Source organism: Microbulbifer sp. (genome assembly GCF_051659245.1).
Classification (GTDB): domain Bacteria; phylum Pseudomonadota; class Gammaproteobacteria; order Pseudomonadales; family Cellvibrionaceae; genus Microbulbifer.
The window spans coordinates 16,224-37,795 of sequence record NZ_JBOFOC010000091.1 but is presented as its reverse complement, the minus strand read 5'-3'; the positions used below and the strand labels follow the sequence as shown (position 1 = coordinate 37,795).

Sequence of the window (21,572 nt, the reverse complement as noted above, 5' to 3'; positions counted from 1 at the left end):
CCACACTAAATTCGATAGCCGCGTTGCCGCCCCAAAACGGGCCAGGCGAGGAGCGTGGTTTAGCCGGCTAAATGAGCGACGAGCAACGCCGCATGGCCCGTTTTGGGGCGCAACCCGAAGGGACGGGGCCGTTTTTCCGCAATGCTGCGTTGCAGTTCGCTTATGTGGAATGACCACACGGCGCTCACTGCGCCTTGCCTTGCGAAAAAACGGCCTCCGTCGCGGCCATCGAATTTAGTGTGGACAGGCCCTAGTTAAACGCGCAGCATGGCCCATACCGGCTCGACGCCCTCAGGCAGTCTCACGCAGCCCAGTTCGCGCCAGGGCTGGTCCGGCTGGTGGAAGTCGCTGCCGAGGGAACAGCGCAGGGGTTCACCGCCCTCCCCCGCCACCAAATCCAGTAACTGGTGCAGTTCGCGGGTCTGCACCGGATTCTGGCGGCCACAGAGCAGCTCCACGGCGCCGCCCCCCGCGTCCCGAAACTCCGACAGGAGTCGCCGCAACCGGGTGCGCGTCAGGCCGTATTTGAGCGGGTGGGCCAACACCGCGACACCACCGGCTGCCTTGATAGTGGCAATGGTATCCGCGAGCTCTGGCCAGTCCACCGCCACGTCCCCCACTTTTCCCGCCCCCAGATAGCGCTTGAAGGCCTGCGCCATATCCGCGACGTGGCCCTCCGCCACCAGCCAGCGGGCGAAGTGGGGTCTGCCCAGCACTCCGTCGGCCAGCGCCCGGGCGCCCTCCAGAGCGCCCGGGAAACCCCGTTTTTCCAGCCTGGTGGCGATATTCCGCGCGCGCTCGTCCCTCAGCCGGTCCCGCAGCTCAATGGCGACCCGCAGCGCCGTGGACTCCGGATCGATATCGAGCCCGATAATGTGCACCTGGCGCCGCCCCCAGCGGGAGGAAAACTCGATGCCCGGCAGAACCGATACACCCAGCCGGTCACCGGCTTCGCGGGCCTCGGCCACTCCCACGACGGTATCGTGGTCGGTGAGCGCCAACAGTGTCACACCGCGGGATTTCGCCCTCGACACCAGCTGTGCAGGACTTAAAATACCGTCGGATGCCGTGCTGTGGCAGTGCAGGTCCACCAGACCTGAATATGTGGTCACAGTCAGGATAACTACCCTCCGGGTGGTTACACCCGCTTTGAACGTTTACCCGGTAGCGCTGTCGAACGGCGGCCGGGGAGACCCATTCACCGCTGGCAGCGGTATCGTCAGCCGAAGTCTATCGTAAGGGATAGCGGGGCATTATCACCGGAACAGAGCATGACCGAAACCAACCCGACCACCGCAGCGACTGAGCAGAAGCCGAGGAAGGAAAGCCTTCTGGCCAACCTGCTGATCAACATCGTCATCCCCACACTGATTCTCACCAAATTGTCCGGCGACAGCTGGCTGGGCACCAAGTGGGCCATCGTGGTGGCGCTGGCGTTTCCGCTGCTCTACGGCCTGCACGACCTGTACCGCTCCGGCAAGGTCAATTTCTTTTCCGCCCTGGGCACTATCAGTGTCCTGCTCACCGGCGGCATCAGCCTGCTGGAACTGGACGCCGAATATATTGCGATCAAAGAGGCCGCTATCCCCGGCCTGCTTGGGATCGCCACCGTGGCCTCCCTCTATACCCGCTGGCCACTGGTAAAGACCCTGCTGTACAACGACCGAATCCTCGACACCGGCAAAATCGCCCGCGCCCTCGCCGGCAAAGGCACCGAGAGCGCCTTCGAGCGCACTCTGCAGCAGGCCTCCTGGATGATTGCGTGCTCTTTCTTCCTATCCTCCACACTGAATTACATACTGGCCAAGGTACTGCTGCAAAGTCCCCCCGGCACCGAGGCCTTCAACGAGGAACTGGGCAAGATGACCGCGCTCAGCTTCCCGGTGATCGCCCTGCCGGCCACCGCTATATTGATGCTGGTGCTGATTTTTCTGTTTCGACGGATCGGCAAACTGACCGGGTTGAAACTGGAAGAAATCATGGTCCAGCAATAAACCGACACAACAAATAAGAGCAAAAGATATAAATATGTGGTACGCCATTATCAGTGAAGACGTCGACAACAGTCTGGCACTGCGCAAAGGCGCGCGGCCCGACCACCTGGCCCGCCTCAACCGCCTGAAAGACGAGGGGCGCCTGCTCCTCGCCGGCCCCCACCCTGCGGTGGACAGCGAAGACCCCGGCGAAGCCGGCTTTAGCGGCAGCCTGGTGGTAGCGGAGTTTCCCTCGCTGGAAGACGCCAGAGCCTGGGCGGATGCCGACCCCTACGTCGGCGCCGGTGTCTACGCCTCAGTGGTGGTCAAACCGTTCAAGGCCGTATTCCCATAAACCGCAAACACTTTTAACCGATAAAAAAGCTGTATCAGAAATGATGAAAAAACTGACCGGCATAGCGGCGGCTGCATTGCTCGCCGCCAGCACTTTCACCGTCGCACAGACTGGCAGCACTCGCTATATCACCGATGAACTGCACGTTCCCATGCGCTCGGGCAAAGGCAACGAATTTCGCATCCTGCACCGCGGCCTGCCCAGCGGCACCAAACTGACCCTGCTGGAAGACGACCCGAACGAAGGCTGGGCGCGGGTGCGCATCCCCGAGGGCGAAGAGGGCTGGGTGCGCCGCCAGTACCTGGTGGCGGAGCCGGTGGCGGAAATCAAGCTGCAGCGGGCGGAGGCCAACCTCGCGCGCTTCGAGAAAATGGAAGGCAACCTGGGCGGGGAAGTCCGCCGCCTGGAAGGGGAAAACCACAAGTTGAATACCGCCCTGCAGGCAGCGCAGGAAAAATCCCGGCAACTGGAAAAAGAACTGAATGAGCTGAAAGCTCTCTCTGCAGACACAGTGGCGCTCAACCAACGCCACCAGAAACTGTTGCACCAACACGAACTGCTGAAGCAGGAGCAGATAATGGCGGAGGCGGAAATCCAGCGCCTTTCCGGCAGCGACACCCAGAAGTGGTATATGTACGGTGCCCTGTCCGTCGGCCTGGGTGCTATCCTGGCCATGATAGCGCCGCATCTGCGCCCGCGCCGGCGGCGCTCAGAATGGGCCAATTGAATGCGGACAAATCGGCAGGACGCCGATTTGCACAGCCGAACGGCTGCCCGCGAAGCGGGTGAGGCACAGGGATGTGCCTAATAAATGATGAATGCGGAATGCGGAATGCGGAATAGATTCGCAGCCGCCTGAGCCCCCAACGGAATTGAAGAGAGGCGCAAAGATGCGTGTATTGCTCGCGATAATTTTAACCGGCTTTCTCGCCCTGCCGGCGCTTGCCGAAAACCCACAGGTGGAACTGCAAACCGACCTCGGCGGCATCCAGCTGGAACTCTATAAAGACAAGGCGCCGGCCACGGTGGAAAACTTCCTCGCCTATGTGGATAGCGGCTTCTACAACGGGGTAATATTCCACCGGGTGATCCCGGGCTTTATGGTCCAGACCGGTGGAATGACTTTCGATTTCCAGAAAAAGGAAACCCGGGAGCCCGTGGCCAACGAGTCCGCCAACGGCCTCAAGAACCTGCGCGGTACCGTCGCCATGGCCCGCCTGAACGACCCGGACAGCGCCACCGCACAATTCTTTATCAACCTGGTGAACAACGGCCACCTGGATGCGCAAAAGGACAAACCCGGCTACACCGTGTTCGGCAAAGTCGTCAAGGGGATGGGTGTGGTGGACAAGATAGTCGCCGAACCCCGCGGCCTCTACCGGGCCTTTCCCGCCGCGCCCAACACCCCCGTGCGCATACTGAAGGCAAAACGTCTGAAGCAAAGCCCGGAAGCGGACGGTAATAAAGGGGAATAACCGGTGATAGCCCTCAGTGTCAATCTCAATAAAATCGCGCTGATCCGCAATTCCCGCGAGGGTAACTACCCGGACGTGGCCGCCCACGGCCGCGTGTGCCTCGACGCCGGCGCCCAGGGCCTGACCGTGCACCCGCGCCCGGACCAGCGCCATATCCGCCCCGGCGACGTGCGCGAGCTGGCCGAACTGTGCCGGAACCGCGAGGGGATCGAATTCAATGTCGAGGGCAACCCCTTTGCCGAGCCCCTGGAAGACTACCCGGGGCTGATCCCGCTGGTACTGGAAACCCGGCCGGACCAGTGTACCCTGGTGCCGGACAGCAAGGATCAACTCACCTCGGATCACGGTTTCGACCTCAAACGCGACGGCGCCCGCCTGAAGCCGATAATCGCCGAACTGAAGGCGGCCAAAGTCCGTGTAAGCCTGTTTATGGACCCGGACTTGGAGCAGATAACACTGGCAGGGGAAGTGGGCGCCGACCGGATCGAGCTCTATACCGGCCCCTACGCCGAAGCTGTGGCCCGGCAATCCGGCGATATCGACGCTATTTTCGCCGCCCACAGTGCCGCCGCGGAACACGCGCGCCAGTCGGGGCTGGGAGTCAACGCCGGCCACGACCTCAACCTGATCAACCTGCCGCGTTACCGCACCCTGCCTGGCCTGCAGGAAGTTTCCATCGGTCATGCGCTGACCGTGGACGCCATCAGTATGGGGCTGGACAATGCGGTAACCGCCTATCTCAATTGCCTGAGCGGCAATTAATTAATTTTTGTAAGCGCGGCTGCAGGATGGGCAAAGCGGGCATAGCCAGTGCGCACATCGTTTTTACGGACTTTGTGATGGGCACGTCGCTTCGCTCCTTTGCCCATCCTACAACGATCCAATGGCCAATATCAGGCCATTTTTCAGGTGGGCGTTAGCCGATGTCCTTGACTCTCAATATTGTCGGCGCCGGCAAACTGGGCCAAACCCTCGGCCGCCTGTGGCAACAGCTAGGATTTTTTCAGATCCATTCCATTTGCAACCGCTCTCGGCAGAGTGCCGATGCCGCACGGAATTTTATCGGCGCGGGCAGTGCCTGCGAATCAATTGCGGCAATGGGCGATGCGGACTGCTGGCTGATAGCCGCCGGCGACGGGCAGATCGCCGATGTTGCCGCGCAGTTGGCCCCCCGTATGAATGGCAGAGACTGCACCGTGATTTTCCACTGCAGCGGCGCACTCAGCTCGGAAATTCTCTCCCCCTGCCAGCCGGCGGCAATCGCCAGCGCCCATCCGGTGCACAGCTTTGCCGATCCGGAAAAATCCCTGCGCAGCCTCGCCGGCAGTACCGTGGCGCTGGAGGGGGAGTGGCCCGCAATCGAGTTGTTGCAGCGCGCCTTCACCGCCCTCGACTGCGAACTGCTCACCATCGACAGCAGCAAAAAAGCTCTTTATCACGCCGGCTCGGTATTCGCCTGCAATTACCTCACTGCGCTGATGGATCTGAGTCTGCGCACATTCTCCTCCGCCGGTATCGAACGGGAACGGGCACTGGAGCTGCTCAAGCCCATAGTGCTGCAGACCGCCGGGAACAACATGGCAATGGGCCCGGAGCAATCCCTCACCGGCCCCATTGCGCGAGGCGACGTGGATACGGTGCGCAGACAGCTGGCCGCGCTGGCGCAAACCGATACCCAACTGACCCGGTGCTACCGCCAACTGGGCCTCGCCTGTGTGGAATTGGCCCGACGCAATCAACTGCCCGGGCCGCTGGCCGAAGAATTGATCGACTTACTGAGTGAACCATCCCGGTGAAAGATTCTCCCCAAGATCGAAAAAGACAGTATCTCAAAAAGCGCGCTTTCTACGACAGCCTGCTCACCATCTACGGGCGCAAGCCAGTACTGGAGGCACTGGAAGACCTGACCCTGCCGGTACACAAGCTGCACCTGGCGGAAAGCAACCGCCGCGACCAGCTGATCACTCGTATCGAGCAACTGGCGAATGAGCGGCGCATCGAAATCGCCTACTGGGACCGCAAGGGGCTCTCCCGGATTTCCAAGAACACACGCCAGGACCAGGGCGTGGCCCTGGACCTGGCCCTTCCTCACTACGGCAGGGCGGAGGAATTTTTACGCACTGCCGACAAACCCTATGAACTGCTCGCCCTGGACGGCATCACCAACCCGCAAAACCTTGGCATGATTATCCGCTCCGCCTGTGCCGGTGGCATCGACGGCATTATCCTGCCGAGCAAGGGCTGTGCACAGATAGATCCACTGGTCATCAAGGCCAGCGTCGGCACCCTGTTCAAAATGCGCCTGCTGCGCTGTGACGACCTCGCTCCCACCCTGGCGGAGTTCGCTAAAACCGGCGCCCGCATCTGCGCCCTCAGCTCCCATGCCAAAGATACCCTGGGGGAACTGAACGACGGCGAAGCCACGATTTTCGTACTCGGCAATGAAACCCACGGTGTCAGCGACGCCGCCGCCAAGACCTGCACCCACAGTCTGCGCATCCCCATGCGCAACGGTGTCGAAAGCCTCAACGTTGCGGTGACCGCAGCACTGATCTGCTTTCGGCACCAGCTGTAACGAGCGGTGGCCACACGCAAGGTACTCGCTAGCAGCCTTCCCTGGGGCGCAGGCCGGCCCGGCCATCCATGGCCGGTCGCACAAAAGCGCCGGGAGCGCTTTTGGTCAGCTTCAGCTGACCCGAAGGGCGAAGCACAGGGACGTGCTTCGCAAAACCGCGCGGCGAGTAGTGGCCACGCGCAAGGTACTCGCTAGCAGCCTTCCCTGGAGCGCAGGCCGGCCCGGCCATCCTTGGCCGGTCGCAAAACTGCGCGGCGAGCAGTGCTCGCCATACGCGCAGTTTTGCCCACAGAATCTGTGGATATCTCTGTGAGCAAACCCCGGGAAAATCCCGCCAGCGCCCATGACTTCGTTGTAACCCTTTTGTGAAGAAAATTTAACCAAAGTCAGAAATGGTTAAAAATCAATGAGTTACAAACTGTAATAAATCGGACTTGGCAAGAAATTTTGCTAACTGATGGGCTTGCGGTGGAGAGTTGACACTGTGGAAAGCTTGTCAGGTACAGGCGTGCCTCGGCACTTTTTAGAAACTTATACCGAATTGCACGCCGAGCACGGTGGCATCGGCGATCCTTCCGGTGCCGCCGGGGTTCTTGATGAACTGGATATCGGGCTGGATGTAGGCGTAGGGGGCCACCTGGATGCGGTGTCCGAGTTCGAAGACCATTTCGTAGTCGACCTCACTACCCCCAGCGGCAACCTGCTCGTCGGAATAGTCGTCGCTGAACTGCCCGTAGGTCACGAAGAAAACGGTGCGGTCGTCCGGGCGTTCGGCGAATAGGCCCTTGTAGTGAACGCCGAGGCTGGACTGCACCGGCATAATCGCCACTTCCTCCCGGGAGGTGTAGGCCAATGTCGCGAAGAGGTACAACCCCTCCTCCGAACCGGGCGCCTCGCTGCAGAACTGGTAGTCCGCGCCGCCGTAGAAACGAGTGAACCGATCAAGGGTATCCGGGCTGTTGAATTTATCCATGTCGAAGCCGAAGTTTTGATTCAGCCCGCCGTAGAAGCGTGCCGGGCGACCCTTGAACTTCGGTGTCCAGTCGTATTGCAGGAAGATCGATACACCGTCGTCACTGGAGAAACCGAAGTCAAGGCCGTGCTTATCGGGATCGAACATGTCGTCCGTCAGTTGAAAGAGACCGACCTGCAGGGTGTGGTCCTCGGCGGGCTTCGCCTTTACGCGCCCGCCCCACACGGCGAAGGGATAGGCGGTCATCACGCCGTCGAAGAGGACGGCGCGAATCTGTCCGTTGACCGCATTGTTGAGCGAATAAGTGTAGAACGGCGAGCCAACAAAATCGTCCCCAGCGGTCATCCGACCGAATTTCACCAGGATATCGTCATCGGCGAAGCCTTTTTCCAATGTGACGTTGTAGAGGAAAGTCGTCTGCCCGCCCACGACCTGCATAACGCTGTACTGGCTGCCGACCGACGGAGTGATGTCGCTGCCGTGTTTGTTGGTCGCGGATAGGGTGAAAACGGTGTCCTGCCAGCCGATGAGCCTTTCCAGGTCGAGATTTATGCCGGTGAAGAGATCGCCCGCATAGTTGGTCTCGGAGCGGATGCCGCCGGCAACATTGGAGGCGATAATCGCGTTGTAATAGGCGAAGAATTCAAAACCTTGTTCGGAAAGCTCGGTGCGCCGGCCACCCCAGAACCCAGTGAGGCGATCGAAGTAGGGGGTCGACACCTCATCGGAAGCCAAAAGCGGCGACACGGCAAAGAAAGAGGCGAAAGAAGAACAAAGAGCGACCTTTTTCATGATGGGAGTATAGGAGGAAAAACGCCTCCTTCCCCCCAGCTGGTGCATCATTGCCCGAATTCCGCAGCAGATACGCACCGGCACGCCCAGCCATTGAGCCCTGCTACGGCGGAGGTAAACTGTGTTGTACATCTCAAACTGTGACTTAAATCGTTTTGCATTTCCGACTTGTGAGTAAATTATCCTTTCTAATGTCGACTAATGGGTCGATTTTTTGCGCCTGAAGATTAAATTCCAGGCTTTTAACAATCCGGCCCAAATAGATGGAAAATTTTCTCAAGCCTGCGTACCACACTTTGAATGCGTCTGTATTGGTTCTCCTCGTCGGTTGCGGTGGAGGAGGGAGTAGTTCATCCGACTCAAGCTCCTCAAGCTCGAGTAGTTCCACAAGCTCATCAGGTTCAAACGGTACTTCCTCCAGTAGTTCCTCCAGCTCGAGCAGTTCTTCTGGTGGAGAGACATCATGTGCTCCGCTTGAGGATCGCTGGCGGCAGACCCTAGTCAACCTGGGCGAAGGTTATAACCCCGCTGTAAACAATGAATACACTCCAGCCATTCTCGCCCCGCTTCCCGAAGATGAAAGTTTACTGGCCTGGACAGAGCGTAGTACCGGGAACATTCAGTTAAGAAAAATTGACGCTGCTGATCAGGTCATTGCGAACCTGCCTTCGTTAGCCGGTCTTGAAGTTCACGATGCAATCGCAATCGATAATGGTTTTGCTCTGGCGGTCATGGAAAATGATCCGGACATCTATTCACCCAAGTACTGTCGCGGTGAGGAGACTCCGGACGAGAACGTGTGCGGAAAAATGGATGTCGTGCTCCTGAATGCCACAGGGGATTTGAGGGCTCGAACGACACTCACCAAAAAGGCCAATGTCGATTCAGTTGGAGCGCAGTTTATTTGGTGGTACGGCCATACAGCCCGTCTCGCAACCAATGGCTATGAAATAGGTGTTTACTACCGCTCCGCAATGTCCACAGAACGACCAGGGGAAGCGGGCGAAGTTGATATTCATGCAGGTGATACCCTGAAATTTGTCGATGCGGACTCGGGAACCCTGGTCAGTGGCGGTTGGGATTGGGGCTGCAGCCATAGCTGGTCGGTGCGTTTGGCGCACAATGGTTATACCTGGGCAGCCAGTTGTCATGGAGACGCCTACCCCAACGCAATGCGTTTGGCCCGTTTTAGCAATCTGACATCCCCAGCATATACAAGCTGGCTGGACGATTCCGACCCAACCGGACGCGCATTGGGCGGTCTGGTGCCCAGCGAGTATGGTTTCTGGTTTAACTATATACAAACTGAGGGCGAGGACCTCGTGCTGAAGCTGGGGAAATTTGAAGATGCACAATCCAGCATGGCACAAACGCTTACGGTGAACGAAGCGGAGAACCTTGATGCAACCTATCCATTCCGCGCGTATATGGCGGCTTACGCTCAAGACAAATTGCTGTTGGGATGGCGCGCGGGCGGCAATCTAATTATTGCTGTTGCGGATGCAATCAGCGGAGAAATTATCGAAGGACCTGTCACTACTTCTTTGAGTATTGATAATTTCCAGGATATGAAAACCACTGTAAATGGCGATGTAGTCTGGGCCCACTCCGGTACCGATGGCCAAATCAAAATAAATCGTATCGCAGCCTGTTCCTCTGGCAATTAGATCAGTAGAACAAAGAACCAAGAAACCCTGCGATATCGTCCATGGACTCTGGGCCGAGGAACAAATGTATCATGCCTTTTTTGCAATGATAGCTTACCGGCACACCCGCCGACTCCAGATGCCTGGCATAGGCTTCGCCCTCACTGCGTAACGGATCGAACTCGGCGGTGATAATCAGTGCTGCCGGCAAACCGGCAAGACTGGCCGCGCGCAGCGGCGACGCGTACTCGTGTGCGCCGTCTTCCGGGGTGCGCAGGTAGTTGTGCCAAAACCACTCACCGGTGACGCGTTCCAGCCCGTAGCCAGTGGCACAATCCCGATAGGACGGCGTATCGAATGCGTGATTGGTGACGGGTACCTGTAGTACCTGGCCGGCTATGTCCGGATATTCCCGGTCCCGCGCGATCAGGGTTGTGACCGTTGCAAGGTTACCGCCGGCGCTGGTGCCGGCCACGGCCAGCCTGGCCGGATCACCGTTGAACCCGGCGGCGTGATCGGCGACCCAGCACACCGACGCGTAGGCATCCTCCACGGCTGTGGGGAACTTGTATTCCGGCGCATGACGATAGTTCACCGAGACCACGAGGCTCGCCGCTGCGTTGGTGATTGCCCGGCAGGTTGCATCGTCGGTGTCCAAATCGCCGATCGTCCAGCCGCCACCGTGGAAATATACCACTATCGGGAAGGGGCCTGTCCCGTAAGGGGTGTAGATACGAATGGGGATTTCGCCATCGTTCACGGGGACCAACCGGTCCTCCACTGCGGCGACAGCTTCACCCTGTGGCAGGGACCGGGCGAATTGTCTCAGGTGCTCGCGGGCCGCCTCCACGGTAAGCGTGTGCAACTGTGGTTGGGTTTCCAGTTGCTCGATAATGGCCCGGGCGGTGGGGTGCAAAGGCATAACTTAGCCTATTTTCAAAATGGGTTTGATGGTTTTGCCGGTTTCCGAATCGTGGATGGCCTCGTTGATGTCGTCAAAGGCGTAGAACTTCACCATTTTGTCAAAGGGAAAACGGCCCTGGCGGTACAGCTCCACCAGTTCGGGAATAAACACATCGGGATTGGATTCCCCCTCGACGATACCGACCAGGCGGCGACCACCGCTCATGAAATGCACCTCGTCGAGCACGATTTCACTGCCCGGAGGGGAGGCGCCGAGTACGCCACAGGTCCCCCGGGGTGCGAGGCTGAGCACCGCCTCGCGAATTACCGGGGCGAGCCCGGTCGTATCCAATGCGTAATTCAGGCCGCCGCCGGTGAGTTCGACAAGCTGTTCACTGGCGCCGCCCTCGCGGGAGTCAATGACATGGGTGGCGCCAATCGAGCGGGCAAAATCCAGGCGATCGGGGTTTACATCGACGGCGACAATGGTGGTGGCACCGACCACGCGCGCGGCCATGATGGCCGACAAACCCACCGAGCCCGCGCCAAACACGGCAAAGGATTTGCCGGCGGTGACTTTGAGCGCATTGATCACGGCGCCCGCGCCGGTCTGCACGCCGCAGGCGAGGGGGCCAAGCAATTCCAGGGGCACCTCTTGCGATACCTTGACGATATTGCGCTCGTGACACAGAGCGTGGCTGGCAAACGACGACTGCCCGAAAAAATTACCGTGGACCGGTTCGCCATTGCGGGACAGGGCACTGCTGCCGTCGGCGCGGGTGGCGAAAAAGTTGCGGGGAAAGAACTCGTAACAGTAGCTGGATGCCTGCTCCAGGCAACTCGGGCAACGGCCGCAGGAGTTGAAGGTCATGACCACATGATCGCCGACCGCCACCTTGCTGACGGCCTTGCCAATCTTTTCCACCACGCCGGCACCTTCGTGGCCGAGGACCACCGGTTGCGGGGTCGGCAACAGGCCGTCCCGCACCACAATGTCGGTGTGGCAGATGCCCGTCGCCACCACGCGCACCAGGATCTCGGTGTCGCGCGGTTCTTCCAGCTCCAGGGTTTCCATGTCCAGTGGTGTGTTCGGTGCCCGGCAGACAGCAGCTTTTATTTTCATATTGGTCTCCGATAAAAACGGGGTAACGGCTCACCCCAACAGCCCCCTCCCCCGGCCCCTCCCCCGCAAGCGGGAGAGGGGAGAGTAGTCACGGCATCAAAACGGGTATTGCGGCGGCGTATCCTTGATTGTGAGCCACTGCCAGCGGGTATATTCGTCGATATCGGCGGGGCCGCCCACCGATGAGCCGGCACCGGCCACGCCGGGGGCGCCGAAGGGGTTGTTGGCGTCGTCGTTGACGGTTTGATCATTGACGTGCACCAGGCCGGATTTGAGCTGGTCGGCGATACGCATGGCTCGCCCCACCGACGCCGAGATCACCGCCGCAGCCAGGGAGCCTTCATGCCGGTTCGCCAGTTGCAGGGCTTCCTCGTCGGTGTCGAATCCGATGACGCCGGTAACCGGCCCGAAACACTCCTCATCAAAAGCGCGCATACCGGGTTTGACGCCGGACAACACCGTGGCTTGATGGAACAGGCCGTCATGCTGCCCGCCCGCCTCAATGCTGGCGCCGGCGGCAACCGAATCGGCAATGATTGATTTGACCCGCTGCAACTGCTTGTCATTGATCACCGGGCCCAGTGCCACCTGGCCGGCGGCGGGATTGCCCACCGGCAGCTGCGCGGCTTTTTCCGCCAGTTTGCGGGTAAAGGCCTCGCGAATCGGTTCCTGCACGAAGATACGGCTGGCGGCCATGCAGATCTGTCCCTGGTGCAGGAACGCCCCCCAGGCGGCGTTGTTGACGGCGACATCGAGATCGGCGTCGTCGAGAATAATCAGCGCGTTGTTGCCGCCGAGCTCCAGGGAGACTTTCTTCAGGTGCCTGCCCGCCAGTTCACCCACCCGGCGTCCCACGGCGGTGGAGCCGGTGAACTGGATCATCTGCACATGGCGATCAGTGCACAGCGCCTCCCCAGCCTCCGCGGCACCCGGCAGGACGTGCAACACGCCCTCGGGCAGGCCGGCCTCCTCGAACGCGCGGGCGATCATGAAGCCGCCGGATACCGGCGTTTGCGGATCGGGCTTGAGCACCACGGTGTTGCCAAAGGCGAGCGCCGGGGCCACCGCGCGCATGGATAACACCAGGGGGAAATTGAATGGTGAGATAATCCCCACCACCCCCCGCGGCACCCGCCGCGCGAGGCTCAGGCGCCCCGGCGGGCTCTGCAGCATCTCTCCACAGGACTGCTGCGCCAGCGCGGCGGCATTGTGCAGGAGAGCAATGGCTTCACGGACTTCGTGCTGGCCCTTGGGAATAATTCCGCCGGTTTCACGGGCGACGTACACCGACAGTTCGTCGAAGTCCCGTTGCAGGATGCTGGCAGCGTTACGAAACAGTTCGGCGCGTTCGCGCGCTCCCAGAGCGGCCCACTCGGCCTGGGCTGTGGCCGCGCCGGCGCAGGCGGTGGCGATGTCGGCGGCATTGGCGAACCCGACCCTGGACAGGGTCTCGCCGGTACCCGGTTCGACCACCTCACAAACACCGCCCTGGGAGGGGAACCAGCCGCCGTTGAACAGCCGGCCCTGCCAGCGCGAGTCACTCAACAGCTTGTCGGATGCAGATAAGGACATGTTGTCGATACTCCTGAAATCATGGCAAAAAGGAGCCGCGGCATGCGGCTCCCGTGACGGAGGTTAGTAGTCAAGTCTGAACGTCATGTGCCAGGTCCGGGGACGGCTATAGGTGACTGTAGTCGCTCCCACCGCCTCGTTGGCGTTGCCGGTGACGATATAGCGCTCGTCGGTGAGGTTCTGGCCACCCAGCACCAGTTGCCAGTTGGCAGCGGGCGGTTCAAAAGTGATGGTGGCGTTGGCCATGGTAAAACCGTCCTGTATCAACGCCGGCGTGTTGACCAGGTCGCGGGCCATCTTGCCTTTGTAGATCACATCCGCGTGCAACAGCAGGCGGCTGCCCCCGGCGAGGCCCAGGGTATAGGTGCCCCCGATATTGGCCGATTGCTCGGGAACGTTCATCAACTGATGATCCAGGGTGATGCCACCGGCCAGCGCGATATCATCCAGGGAGAGGTATTCCGCGTCCAGGTAGCCGAAGCTGCCGTTGACTATAAAATTGTCCGTCAGGCTGGCATCCATCTCCAGTTCCGCACCGCGGATGCGGGCATTGCCGGCATTGAAGAACCAGGGGGCGCCGAAGGTGAAGGCCGGTGCCGCCACTACCTGGATATCCTCGTAATCGGTGGTAAACAGGGCCAGATTGAGGCGCATACGTCGGTCAAACAATTCCGATTTGATGCCCACTTCCCAGGTTTCCGCCGTTTCGGAATCGTGTTCGGGCGGGTTTACCGGGTCCACCACGCCGGGCGGTGCCAGGGCCGCTGATACCGCCGTCGGCGCCGCCAGGCGAGTGGTCCAGCCACCGGTCTTGTAGCCCTGGGCAAAGGAAGCATAGGCGAGGGTATCTCCGCCGATACGGTATTCCGTCCCCACGCGCACCGAGGTGTCATCGAAGTCCTTTTCGTTCTCGCCCGGCGGGAACAGCAGCTCCAGGTCCCCGTCTGCGAAACCGGGGAAGATCTGCGGCGGGAAGCCGAAGTTGCCGACAAACATCGGGGTAAAGCCACTGACTTCTCTCTGGCCGCCGGTAAAGGATTTTTCCTCCTCGGTATAGCGAACCCCGAAGGTCAGGCCCAGATTGTCCGTCAATTGATAGTTGTTATGGGTGAACAGCGCGTAGGCCTTGTTTTCCAGCTCGTTGGGGCCGAATATCTGCACCAGACCGGCGCCAAAGGTCACGGTGTCGAGCAGGTCGCCCTCTTCCTGGAAGTAATAGGCTCCGAGCACCGAATGCAACCTGCCGTCAAAGGCATCGACGTTGAGCTGGAACTCCTGGGAGAACTGCTCCTGGTTCATGGTGAACGAAGTGTCCAGGAAGCCCAGCGGCGAGCCATCCATATCCACGCCGAATACGGACTCCAACTCGCGATACGAGGTGATGGACTTGAGCGCCAGCATCTCATTGATCGACCAGTCAATCGTGGCGTTCAACCCCCAGGTGTCGACATCCGAATAGTTGCTGCCGGTGGAGTAGGTCCTGTCCTTGTCGCCGGTGATGAAATGATCACCCCAGGGCAGGCGGTTGCCGGTATCTGACAGCGGCTGGTTGACCGGGCCGCGGTCGATATCGCAAATGCCGGCGAGGGCAAAGGTCGGTGCGGGGCCCAGGGCAATGGTCGAGGGGTCAACACCGTCGACACAGCTGTTGTAGGCCAGTGCAAAAGGGAAACCCAGGCCATCGGTAGCCACCAGTGTGGTGGCGTTGGCTTCCTCGCGGGCCCGGGTGATATCGCCGCTGAGATTCACTTCCAGGTCGTCGGAGGGTGTGAACAGTAATTTGCCCCGCAGGCTGGCGCTGTCCTCGCCTCCCTGCCGGTTGCCGCCGGCGTTGTCGCGGGCGCGGATGTAGCGATCGGAGTCCGTGACAAAGCTGTCCCCGGTGTAGATGGACCCCGTCACCGGATTGACCAGGTTCACCGCGGAGGGGTCGAAGGGAACGCGCTTTTGATAGCCATCCCGCTTGGTGGAGGAGAATGACACCGAGGAGTACAGGGTGTCGTCCACCAGCGGGATATCCAGGGTGCCGCGGACATCCAGGCGGTCATAGCTGCCGGCGGTGACCTCCATTTTGGCCATCAGCTCATCGCCGGGGCGGCGGGTAATTACATGCAGGGCTCCGCCAATGGTATTGCGGCCAAACAGGGTGCCCTGGGGCCCCTTGAGTACTTCCACCCGCTCCACGTCCAGCAGGTCGATGGCGGCGCCCACGGTGCGCGCATAGTAGACACCATCCACATACAGACCGACACCGGGCTCCATGTTGAAGGCGAAATCGTTCTGGCCGATGCCGCGGATAAAGGCGCTGATAATGGTTGAAGAGCCGGCGAATGGCGAGGCCCGGTCGATCTGGATATTCGGGGTGAAATCCGAGACCTGGGCCACATTGGTCACGCCTTTTTCCGCCAGCTTGTCGGCGCTGAAGGCACTGATGGCAATGGGAACGTCCTGTATATTCTCGGTGCGCTTTTGCGCGGTGACCGTTACCTCTTCCAGTTGCTGTGCCGAGACATAGCCATTCAGTGTCAGTGTCGACGCCGCGCCCAGCAGGAGTAACCTGCCAACTCGATAGTTGTTCACTGTCATATGCTGCCCTCTCCCATTATCGTATTTATATTTATGGTGTGATGATAGGAGGCTGGGCGGCAGCAGACTTGCACTGTGGCGAAAAAAAAGAGGACTGATCCGAATGGCACCAAGTTAAGCCCCAAGCTGCTCCTGCCCCTGAAGATTGCGCTGTAGGAGCCTGCTTGCAGGCGAACACTCCCGGTGCCTTGCCGCGACCTCAATTCGCCTGCAAGCAGGCTCCTACAGGGGGATTCCACGTAACTTAGTATCTCAAGTTTCGGAGTTCAGAAGGTTGGGAGTTGCACAGCTCCGGGCCGTATGGCCCTTTGCGGGACCTTCTGCGCCCATGGATGGCCGTGGAGAGCGTACAGGGAAGTATTCATAGGGGGGCGCCTAGCTCGTGTCCCGCAAAGGGCCATACGGACCGGAGCCCTCGGTCTGACTCCGAAACTTGAGTTAGTACCATTCAATTCAGGACTGATCCGTATTTAACGAAACACTGCTGGCCTCGCCCGGTAGCGCTTGGGTGTCTCGCCGTAGCGGAGACGAAAACAGCGGCTGAAATAGGCCGAATCGTTAAATCCGGCACTGTGGGCGATGCGGGTTACCGGCTGATCGAGATCGTACCGCAAACGCTCCGCGGCCCAGTCGAGGCGTTGATCACGAATATAGAAGGTGGGCGTCGTACCCAGTTCGGCAAACAGTGCCTGTACCCGCCGCTCCGACATGCCCGCCTCATTGGCCAGCATCTCGGTACCCAGGTCGGGATTCAGCAGGTGTTGTTGCACCAGTGTTTTCAGTCGCTGTAATAAACCTCTGGTCTTGCTTGAGCCCATGTCGATGTTGTCATCGCCGGGATTGCTCAACACCGGCTTCAGCAGCTCCAGCAGTACGGGTTCCAGGTTGTCGAGGTTGATGTCCTCGCGGTAACCGGGATCGCATTCCTGGCAAATCGTGTTCAACAGATTGAACAGCAGGCGGCCGTGCAGCGAGAAGGCCGTGACACGCTGCATAATACGCGCGGAAATATCCGGAAAGTACTGCTGTGCCAGATTCTGAGGTAGTTCGAGCGCAAATATATCGCTTTCGGAGGAAGGCTCGATTATATAGGACGAGCGGTTTTCACAGACCGTTAAATCCCCCACTTGCAACCAGGCCTCCCGCCGTCCCTGGCGATTGATGCTGGTGCCCCGGTTCTGCAAATGTATCTTCAGGATATCCTGGTCACCGGGGGCGGGAGTGCTACTGGTGTTACGCCGGACAATCGCCTGATCAGAGAGGGCGCGCATAACGCCGATGCGCCCGACTTTGACGTGCAAAAGGCGCGCCGAGAAGTTACTGGCTGTACTGTCCACCGACATTCCCGCATAGAGGCTGGCCACGTGGTCATTCCAGTAGCCCAGTCGCCGCTGCGGGGCGACGGTTGCAGTATTGACGCGTAGGATAGGACTCATCGAACCTCCCACTGGCTTAAGGGAACTTGCCAGTTTTTATGCAATTTTTTAGGTTTTATTGTTTTCCTGATATCAACTGATGCCAGCCAGTTCCGGGACTCCCATTCGCAGGCTCCCAACCGCGTGCCCTGCCCCGAAAAAAAGCCGAGCAGTCGCCCGGCCCAAGCCAAGTCCTGTGAGGCTTGCCGAAGATTCACACTAAAAATCGTAGGCCGCAGACAGCGTCCAGTTGCGCTGCCGGGCGTAGACGATTTCTCCATAGCCCAGGGTAGCCAGCGATGCGTTGCCCTGTACCGGATACAGTTCATCGGTCAGGTTATCCCCGCGCAGTGTGACCCGCCAGCCGGTGCCAGGTGCGCTCAGCGTCACGGAGGCGTTAACGGTCGTTACGCTGTCGTTCTGGGCGGTGAGTTCGGTGTTGGCAGCATCAAAGAACTGTGAATCGGTGTAGGCCACATCAACGCGCGGCGTCAGTTCCAGGTCATCGCCATAGGTGAAGCTGTAGCCAATGCCCAGGTTCGCCTGCCACTCCGGTGTAAAGGGCAGGCTGTTGTCCGGCCCCACCGTGGCGTCCGCCCCCGGGATCTCAATAATGTCGTCAATCGAGTCATCGAGATAACTGAACCCGCCATCGACAATCAGACTGAGGTCGGGCGCATAGGTGAATTCCAGCTCAAATCCGTCGATGGAGGCACTGCCGGCATTGAACAACAGCGGCACCACACCCTGGCGATAAATGAGTTGTATATCGCTGTAGGAAGAGGAAAAAACGGCGGCGTTGAATCGCAGGCTGCCACCAATGTCGGCCTTGATGCCCAACTCATAGGACTCCACCGTTTCCTCGTCAAATGTCACCGGGTTAAAGTCCGGCGTGGGGCTGTTGTAGCGCTGGTTGAAACCACCGGATTTGAAACTGTCTGCGTAGCTGAGGTAGGTCATGACCGCCGGCGTCCAGTTGTACGTCAGGCTGGCCGAGCCCGTCATTTTTTGAAAGTTCTCGGTATATTCGTCCGGGCGGATGAACAACGGCCCACCGTCGGGGATGGCCGCATTCGGCAGCGGGTCCGGATCGGGGTCGGTGGCCGGGAACAGATTGAATATCACCCCCTGCATGAATTTATCCTCATCGGTGTAGCGCAGGCCGCCGGTCAGGCTGAGGGCATCCGTCACGTCGTAGGTCCACTCCGTGAATACCGCCGTTGACTCGGTGCCCAGATCGACAAACTGGAGGTCGCGGGTGCCGGGACCGCCGTTCAGCAGCGATGCGATAAAAGGGGGAGCCGGCGGAAAGGCCAGCGGCACCGTCACCCGATCGGAAGTGTCCTCGTCGAAATAGTACAGCCCCGTTATACCGTTCACCCGGTCCGATGTAAAACTCAGCCGCAGTTCCTGGCTGAACTGCTCCGATGCGCTGGTGTAATCCGTAGTGATCAGGGTGAAAGGTGTATTGTCCGCATCGCGAATCCCCGTCCAGTCGGTTTCCCGATAGGCCGTGATCGAACGCAATTCCAGGGCGTCGTTCAGTTGCCAGGCCAGGGTACCCGAGGAACCATAGCCTTCAAAAGTACTCTCCACCGGCGCAGTGCCACCGTTGGTATAAGGGCCTTTATCGTAGTGGTTGTTGGCGCAGCGGGGGTCATCCGTATCGGGTACAAAGGGGGCGCCAAAGCGCGGGTCACCGGGCTCCAGCGGCGCAAACGGCATGGTCGCTCCGGGGCAGCCGGCGGCCACACTGACAATAGCCGGCACCGGCGCATTGGTGTTGATGCCCTTGAAAACAAACGGTGAGCCGTGCTCATCCTTTTCCGTATAGTCGGCCCGCAGAATCACGTCCAGGGAATCCGAAGGCGTCCAGCGCAATGTTCCCTTCAGGGTGTAACCATTCTCGTTGCCCAGGTCCTGCCCGTCGAATTCCCGCGTAACGTAACCGTCTCGCTTGCGCGTGCCCGCCGACAGGCGCAGCCCCAAGTCCTCATTGACCGGCAGATCCACGACGCCAAAAACCTGGTACAGGTTGTCGTCACCGAGTTCCCCGCTGATGGTTCCACCAAACTCGGTGCCCGGCAGGTGGGAGTTGACGATGACCGCGCCGCCAATGGTGTTGCGGCCGAACAGGGTTCCCTGGGGACCCCGCAGCACCTGAACATCGGCGACATCGAAAAAATCCATGGCCGCACCCACCGAGCGCCCCATATAAACATCGTCGATATAGAAACCTACCCCCGGATCCACCGCGGGTGTGGGGTCAAGCTGGCCAACACCGCGAATGAACACGACCGCCGCGGCATTGTTCCCGGAGAGCTGCCCGTAGCTGGTGAACTGCATGCTCGGGGTGGCCCGGTCAAGGTCCACGGTGGAAAAGATCTGGCGCCGCTCCAGTGCCTCGGCAGACATGGCAGTCACCGAAATCGGCACGTCCTGGAGGTTCTCCGCCCGCCGCCGGGCAGTCACAACCACTTCCTCCAAGGGCACCACAGAGGCCTCCTGCGCCAGGGCGTGCGATCCAGGGCCCGCCAGGGAAGCCAGGGCCAGGCTCGTGGCAAGGAAATTACGGTTGAACAACACCGATACCGGTACACATTGTTTCATGAACTTCCCTCCGCTTCTTTATTATCTTTATGAGCAACGGAACTTCAGCTCGTCATACGACTGCTATCCAGTGTAGCTATTAATTAACATATTGCAATTTCTCATAGCACTTCGACTTATAGGATATTCTGTCAGTAAAAGTCACCGATTATGAAATACAGATATATGGCTGCGCGGAGTCGCGGCCGCGACGGATTCAGGCGCTAATGCGTCATTAGACGCGTGACAGGACACAGGCCTTGCGGCGCCAGAACAACAACGACAGCATCATCGCCGCGACCAGTGACCCCGTGGCCATGACGAAGGCGACACTGGACAGGCCCTGGCCACTTTCAAACAGCAGGCCGGCGACTATAGGCCCAAGGGCCGCGCCCCCCCGCCCCAGGCCGATAACAAAGCCCGTGCCCCCGGCACGCACTTCCGTGGGAAAGGACTGGGCAAAGATGGCGTACATACCGACGATGGCGGAGTTGGTGAAAAAGCCCGCCGCCGCGGCCACCAGGGCCAACTGCGTGAGATCCGCCTGCCCCTGGCCGAACACGCTGACCATGACCGCGGCCCCCAACAGGGCCCCTACCACCAGGGCCCGCACATTGAATTTGCGCGTCAACAGGCTGAGCAGGATGGAGCCGGTGGCGCCGCCCACATTCGCCCAGACCAGCACACCGCCGGCCAGAGAGGCAGTAAAGCCCATATCCACCACGATTTTCGGAATCCACTTCAGGATGAAGTAAAACGTCATAATGTGGGTGAAATAGGCTGCGGTCAGCAAGACCGTGGTGCGCGCCAGGGCGGGGGTAAACAGCTCCACCCAGGATGCGCGATGCGCTTGCGAGGCGGGCTCTGGCAGCGATGAAAGTGATGGGTGCCCCATGCGCGCCAGTACGTCATTGATTCGCTGCAAGGCCCCCGCCGGGCGGCGCTGCAACAGATAGGAAACAGACTCGGACAGGAACAACCAGACCAGGGGAATCATCAGCGCGGTGACGGCCGCACCGAACAGGAACACGGCCCGCCAGTCGAAACTCGCCAACAGTGCCGAGGCAATCGAACCACCCGCGATCACCCCCAGGGGGTAACCGGTTGCCATGATCGCCACATTGGCATTGCGCCAGCGGCTGTTGGAACACTCCGCGGTCATGGCGTTGGTCGCCGCCAGCATGCCGCCGATGCCCAGGCCCGTGGCCAGGCGGATGAGCGAGAGCATGTATACGTCGCGGGCCAGGGCGGCGAGCAACATACCGCTGCTCATGATCAGCAGGCAGCCGAGGATAGTCGGCCTGCGCCCCGCCCGGTCGGCGACGCCACCGAGAACCACCGAACCGACCGCCATGCCGATCAGTTCCATCGACAATACGACTCCCAGCATTCCCCGGGAAATACCCCACTCGTCGGCAATGCCCGGCGCGGCAAAGCTGATGGCCAATACATCGAAGCCGTCCAGTGCGTTGAGTAGGACACAAAGGATTACCGCGATGACCTGCAGGCGGCTCATCGGCGTATTGTCGAGCAATTGCTGTGGGGATGGTGTCATTATTATTTCCCATGTCTGTGAGTGAAGTGAGTGAGCTGCT

The 21,572-nt window shown here is 59.9% G+C and carries 17 protein-coding genes; 8 read left to right on the top strand and 9 right to left on the bottom strand.

The genetic code is table 11. From position 1 onward, the window contains the following. Positions 1–254 precede the first annotated feature (254 nt). Entirely contained in the window at positions 255–1,112 is an 858-nt protein-coding gene (locus tag ACRC0P_RS09915) for a PHP domain-containing protein (protein WP_438630395.1), read from the bottom strand. A 159-nt stretch (positions 1,113–1,271) separates the two neighbouring features. On the opposite strand from ACRC0P_RS09915, the gene ACRC0P_RS09910 reads away from it, so the two are divergent. The 7 genes from ACRC0P_RS09910 (at position 1,272) to ACRC0P_RS09880 (ending at position 6,378) form a co-directional block, all read left to right on the top strand. Further along, entirely contained in the window at positions 1,272–1,994 is a 723-nt protein-coding gene (locus tag ACRC0P_RS09910) for a VC0807 family protein (protein ID WP_438630393.1), read from the top strand. Positions 1,995–2,028: 34 nt separating this feature from the next. Then, positions 2,029–2,328 carry a YciI family protein gene (locus tag ACRC0P_RS09905; RefSeq protein WP_438630391.1) on the top strand — a complete coding sequence of 100 codons (300 nt, stop codon included), beginning with the start codon at positions 2,029–2,031 and terminating at the stop codon, positions 2,326–2,328. A gap of 40 nt (positions 2,329–2,368) precedes the next feature. After that, positions 2,369–3,055 (top strand): TIGR04211 family SH3 domain-containing protein, encoded by a 687-nt coding sequence (locus ACRC0P_RS09900; protein WP_438630389.1) that lies wholly within the window; start codon positions 2,369–2,371, stop codon positions 3,053–3,055. Between the two features lie 163 nt (positions 3,056–3,218). After that, entirely contained in the window at positions 3,219–3,803 is a 585-nt protein-coding gene (locus ACRC0P_RS09895) for a peptidylprolyl isomerase (RefSeq protein ID WP_438630387.1), read from the top strand. Between the two features lie 3 nt (positions 3,804–3,806). Further along, on the top strand, positions 3,807–4,565 hold the full coding sequence (locus ACRC0P_RS09890) for a pyridoxine 5'-phosphate synthase (RefSeq protein ID WP_438630385.1): 759 nt from the start codon (positions 3,807–3,809) through the stop codon (positions 4,563–4,565). Between the two features lie 161 nt (positions 4,566–4,726). Beyond that, positions 4,727–5,599 carry a Rossmann-like and DUF2520 domain-containing protein gene (locus ACRC0P_RS09885; RefSeq protein ID WP_438630383.1) on the top strand — a complete coding sequence of 291 codons (873 nt, stop codon included), beginning with the start codon at positions 4,727–4,729 and terminating at the stop codon, positions 5,597–5,599. Beyond that, positions 5,596–6,378: a TrmH family RNA methyltransferase gene (locus ACRC0P_RS09880; protein WP_438630381.1), complete on the top strand. Its 783-nt coding sequence runs from the start codon at positions 5,596–5,598 to the stop codon at positions 6,376–6,378. Before ACRC0P_RS09885 ends, ACRC0P_RS09880 begins: the two co-directional genes overlap by 4 nt. Before the next feature lie 523 nt (positions 6,379–6,901). On the opposite strand, the gene ACRC0P_RS09875 is transcribed toward ACRC0P_RS09880, so the two are convergent. Further along, the gene (locus tag ACRC0P_RS09875) at positions 6,902–8,194 is read right to left on the bottom strand and encodes a carbohydrate porin (protein ID WP_438630379.1); all 1,293 of its coding nucleotides are present in this window, start codon (positions 8,192–8,194) and stop codon (positions 6,902–6,904) included. A 212-nt stretch (positions 8,195–8,406) separates the two neighbouring features. Between ACRC0P_RS09875 and ACRC0P_RS09870 the strand changes: the two genes are divergently transcribed. Next, positions 8,407–9,810: a hypothetical protein gene (locus ACRC0P_RS09870; RefSeq protein WP_438630377.1), complete on the top strand. Its 1,404-nt coding sequence runs from the start codon at positions 8,407–8,409 to the stop codon at positions 9,808–9,810. A 1-nt stretch (position 9,811) separates the two neighbouring features. On the opposite strand, the gene ACRC0P_RS09865 is transcribed toward ACRC0P_RS09870, so the two are convergent. The 7 genes from ACRC0P_RS09865 to ACRC0P_RS09835 form a co-directional block, all read right to left on the bottom strand. Further along, positions 9,812–10,711 carry an alpha/beta hydrolase gene (locus ACRC0P_RS09865; protein WP_438630375.1) on the bottom strand — a complete coding sequence of 300 codons (900 nt, stop codon included), beginning with the start codon at positions 10,709–10,711 and terminating at the stop codon, positions 9,812–9,814. 3 nt (positions 10,712–10,714) lie between these two features. Beyond that, positions 10,715–11,815: an NAD(P)-dependent alcohol dehydrogenase gene (locus tag ACRC0P_RS09860; protein WP_438630373.1), complete on the bottom strand. Its 1,101-nt coding sequence runs from the start codon at positions 11,813–11,815 to the stop codon at positions 10,715–10,717. 96 nt (positions 11,816–11,911) lie between these two features. Continuing rightward, complete coding sequence (locus ACRC0P_RS09855) at positions 11,912–13,387, bottom strand: benzaldehyde dehydrogenase (protein WP_438630372.1); 1,476 nt, start codon at positions 13,385–13,387, stop codon at positions 11,912–11,914. A gap of 63 nt (positions 13,388–13,450) precedes the next feature. Next, positions 13,451–15,973, bottom strand: coding sequence for a TonB-dependent receptor (locus ACRC0P_RS09850; RefSeq protein ID WP_438630370.1), 2,523 nt, complete (start codon positions 15,971–15,973; stop codon positions 13,451–13,453). Between the two features lie 470 nt (positions 15,974–16,443). Continuing rightward, the gene (locus ACRC0P_RS09845; RefSeq protein ID WP_438630368.1) at positions 16,444–17,409 is read right to left on the bottom strand and encodes a helix-turn-helix domain-containing protein; all 966 of its coding nucleotides are present in this window, start codon (positions 17,407–17,409) and stop codon (positions 16,444–16,446) included. Positions 17,410–17,607: 198 nt separating this feature from the next. After that, positions 17,608–19,998, bottom strand: a complete 2,391-nt coding sequence (locus tag ACRC0P_RS09840; protein ID WP_438630366.1) for a TonB-dependent receptor — start codon at positions 19,996–19,998, stop codon at positions 17,608–17,610. A gap of 214 nt (positions 19,999–20,212) precedes the next feature. After that, on the bottom strand, positions 20,213–21,532 hold the full coding sequence (locus tag ACRC0P_RS09835; protein WP_438630364.1) for an MFS transporter: 1,320 nt from the start codon (positions 21,530–21,532) through the stop codon (positions 20,213–20,215). Positions 21,533–21,572 lie beyond the last annotated feature (40 nt).

Excerpts from the sequence above, each read along its gene's own strand:
- ACRC0P_RS09910 (WP_438630393.1), top strand. The coding sequence starts at position 1,272 with ATGACCGAAACCAACCCGACCACCGCAGCGACTGAGCAGAAGCCGAGG.
- ACRC0P_RS09905 (WP_438630391.1), top strand. The coding sequence starts at position 2,029 with ATGTGGTACGCCATTATCAGTGAAGACGTCGACAACAGTCTGGCACTG.
- ACRC0P_RS09900 (WP_438630389.1), top strand. The coding sequence starts at position 2,369 with ATGATGAAAAAACTGACCGGCATAGCGGCGGCTGCATTGCTCGCCGCC.
- ACRC0P_RS09895 (WP_438630387.1), top strand. The coding sequence starts at position 3,219 with ATGCGTGTATTGCTCGCGATAATTTTAACCGGCTTTCTCGCCCTGCCG.
- ACRC0P_RS09885 (WP_438630383.1), top strand. The coding sequence starts at position 4,727 with ATGTCCTTGACTCTCAATATTGTCGGCGCCGGCAAACTGGGCCAAACC.
- ACRC0P_RS09875 (WP_438630379.1), bottom strand. The coding sequence starts at position 8,194 with ATGATGCACCAGCTGGGGGGAAGGAGGCGTTTTTCCTCCTATACTCCC.
- ACRC0P_RS09870 (WP_438630377.1), top strand. The coding sequence starts at position 8,407 with ATGGAAAATTTTCTCAAGCCTGCGTACCACACTTTGAATGCGTCTGTA.
- ACRC0P_RS09865 (WP_438630375.1), bottom strand. The coding sequence starts at position 10,711 with ATGCCTTTGCACCCCACCGCCCGGGCCATTATCGAGCAACTGGAAACC.
- ACRC0P_RS09860 (WP_438630373.1), bottom strand. The coding sequence starts at position 11,815 with ATGAAAATAAAAGCTGCTGTCTGCCGGGCACCGAACACACCACTGGAC.
- ACRC0P_RS09855 (WP_438630372.1), bottom strand. The coding sequence starts at position 13,387 with ATGTCCTTATCTGCATCCGACAAGCTGTTGAGTGACTCGCGCTGGCAG.
- ACRC0P_RS09850 (WP_438630370.1), bottom strand. The coding sequence starts at position 15,973 with ATGACAGTGAACAACTATCGAGTTGGCAGGTTACTCCTGCTGGGCGCG.
- ACRC0P_RS09845 (WP_438630368.1), bottom strand. The coding sequence starts at position 17,409 with ATGAGTCCTATCCTACGCGTCAATACTGCAACCGTCGCCCCGCAGCGG.
- ACRC0P_RS09840 (WP_438630366.1), bottom strand. The coding sequence starts at position 19,998 with ATGAAACAATGTGTACCGGTATCGGTGTTGTTCAACCGTAATTTCCTT.
- ACRC0P_RS09835 (WP_438630364.1), bottom strand. The coding sequence starts at position 21,532 with ATGACACCATCCCCACAGCAATTGCTCGACAATACGCCGATGAGCCGC.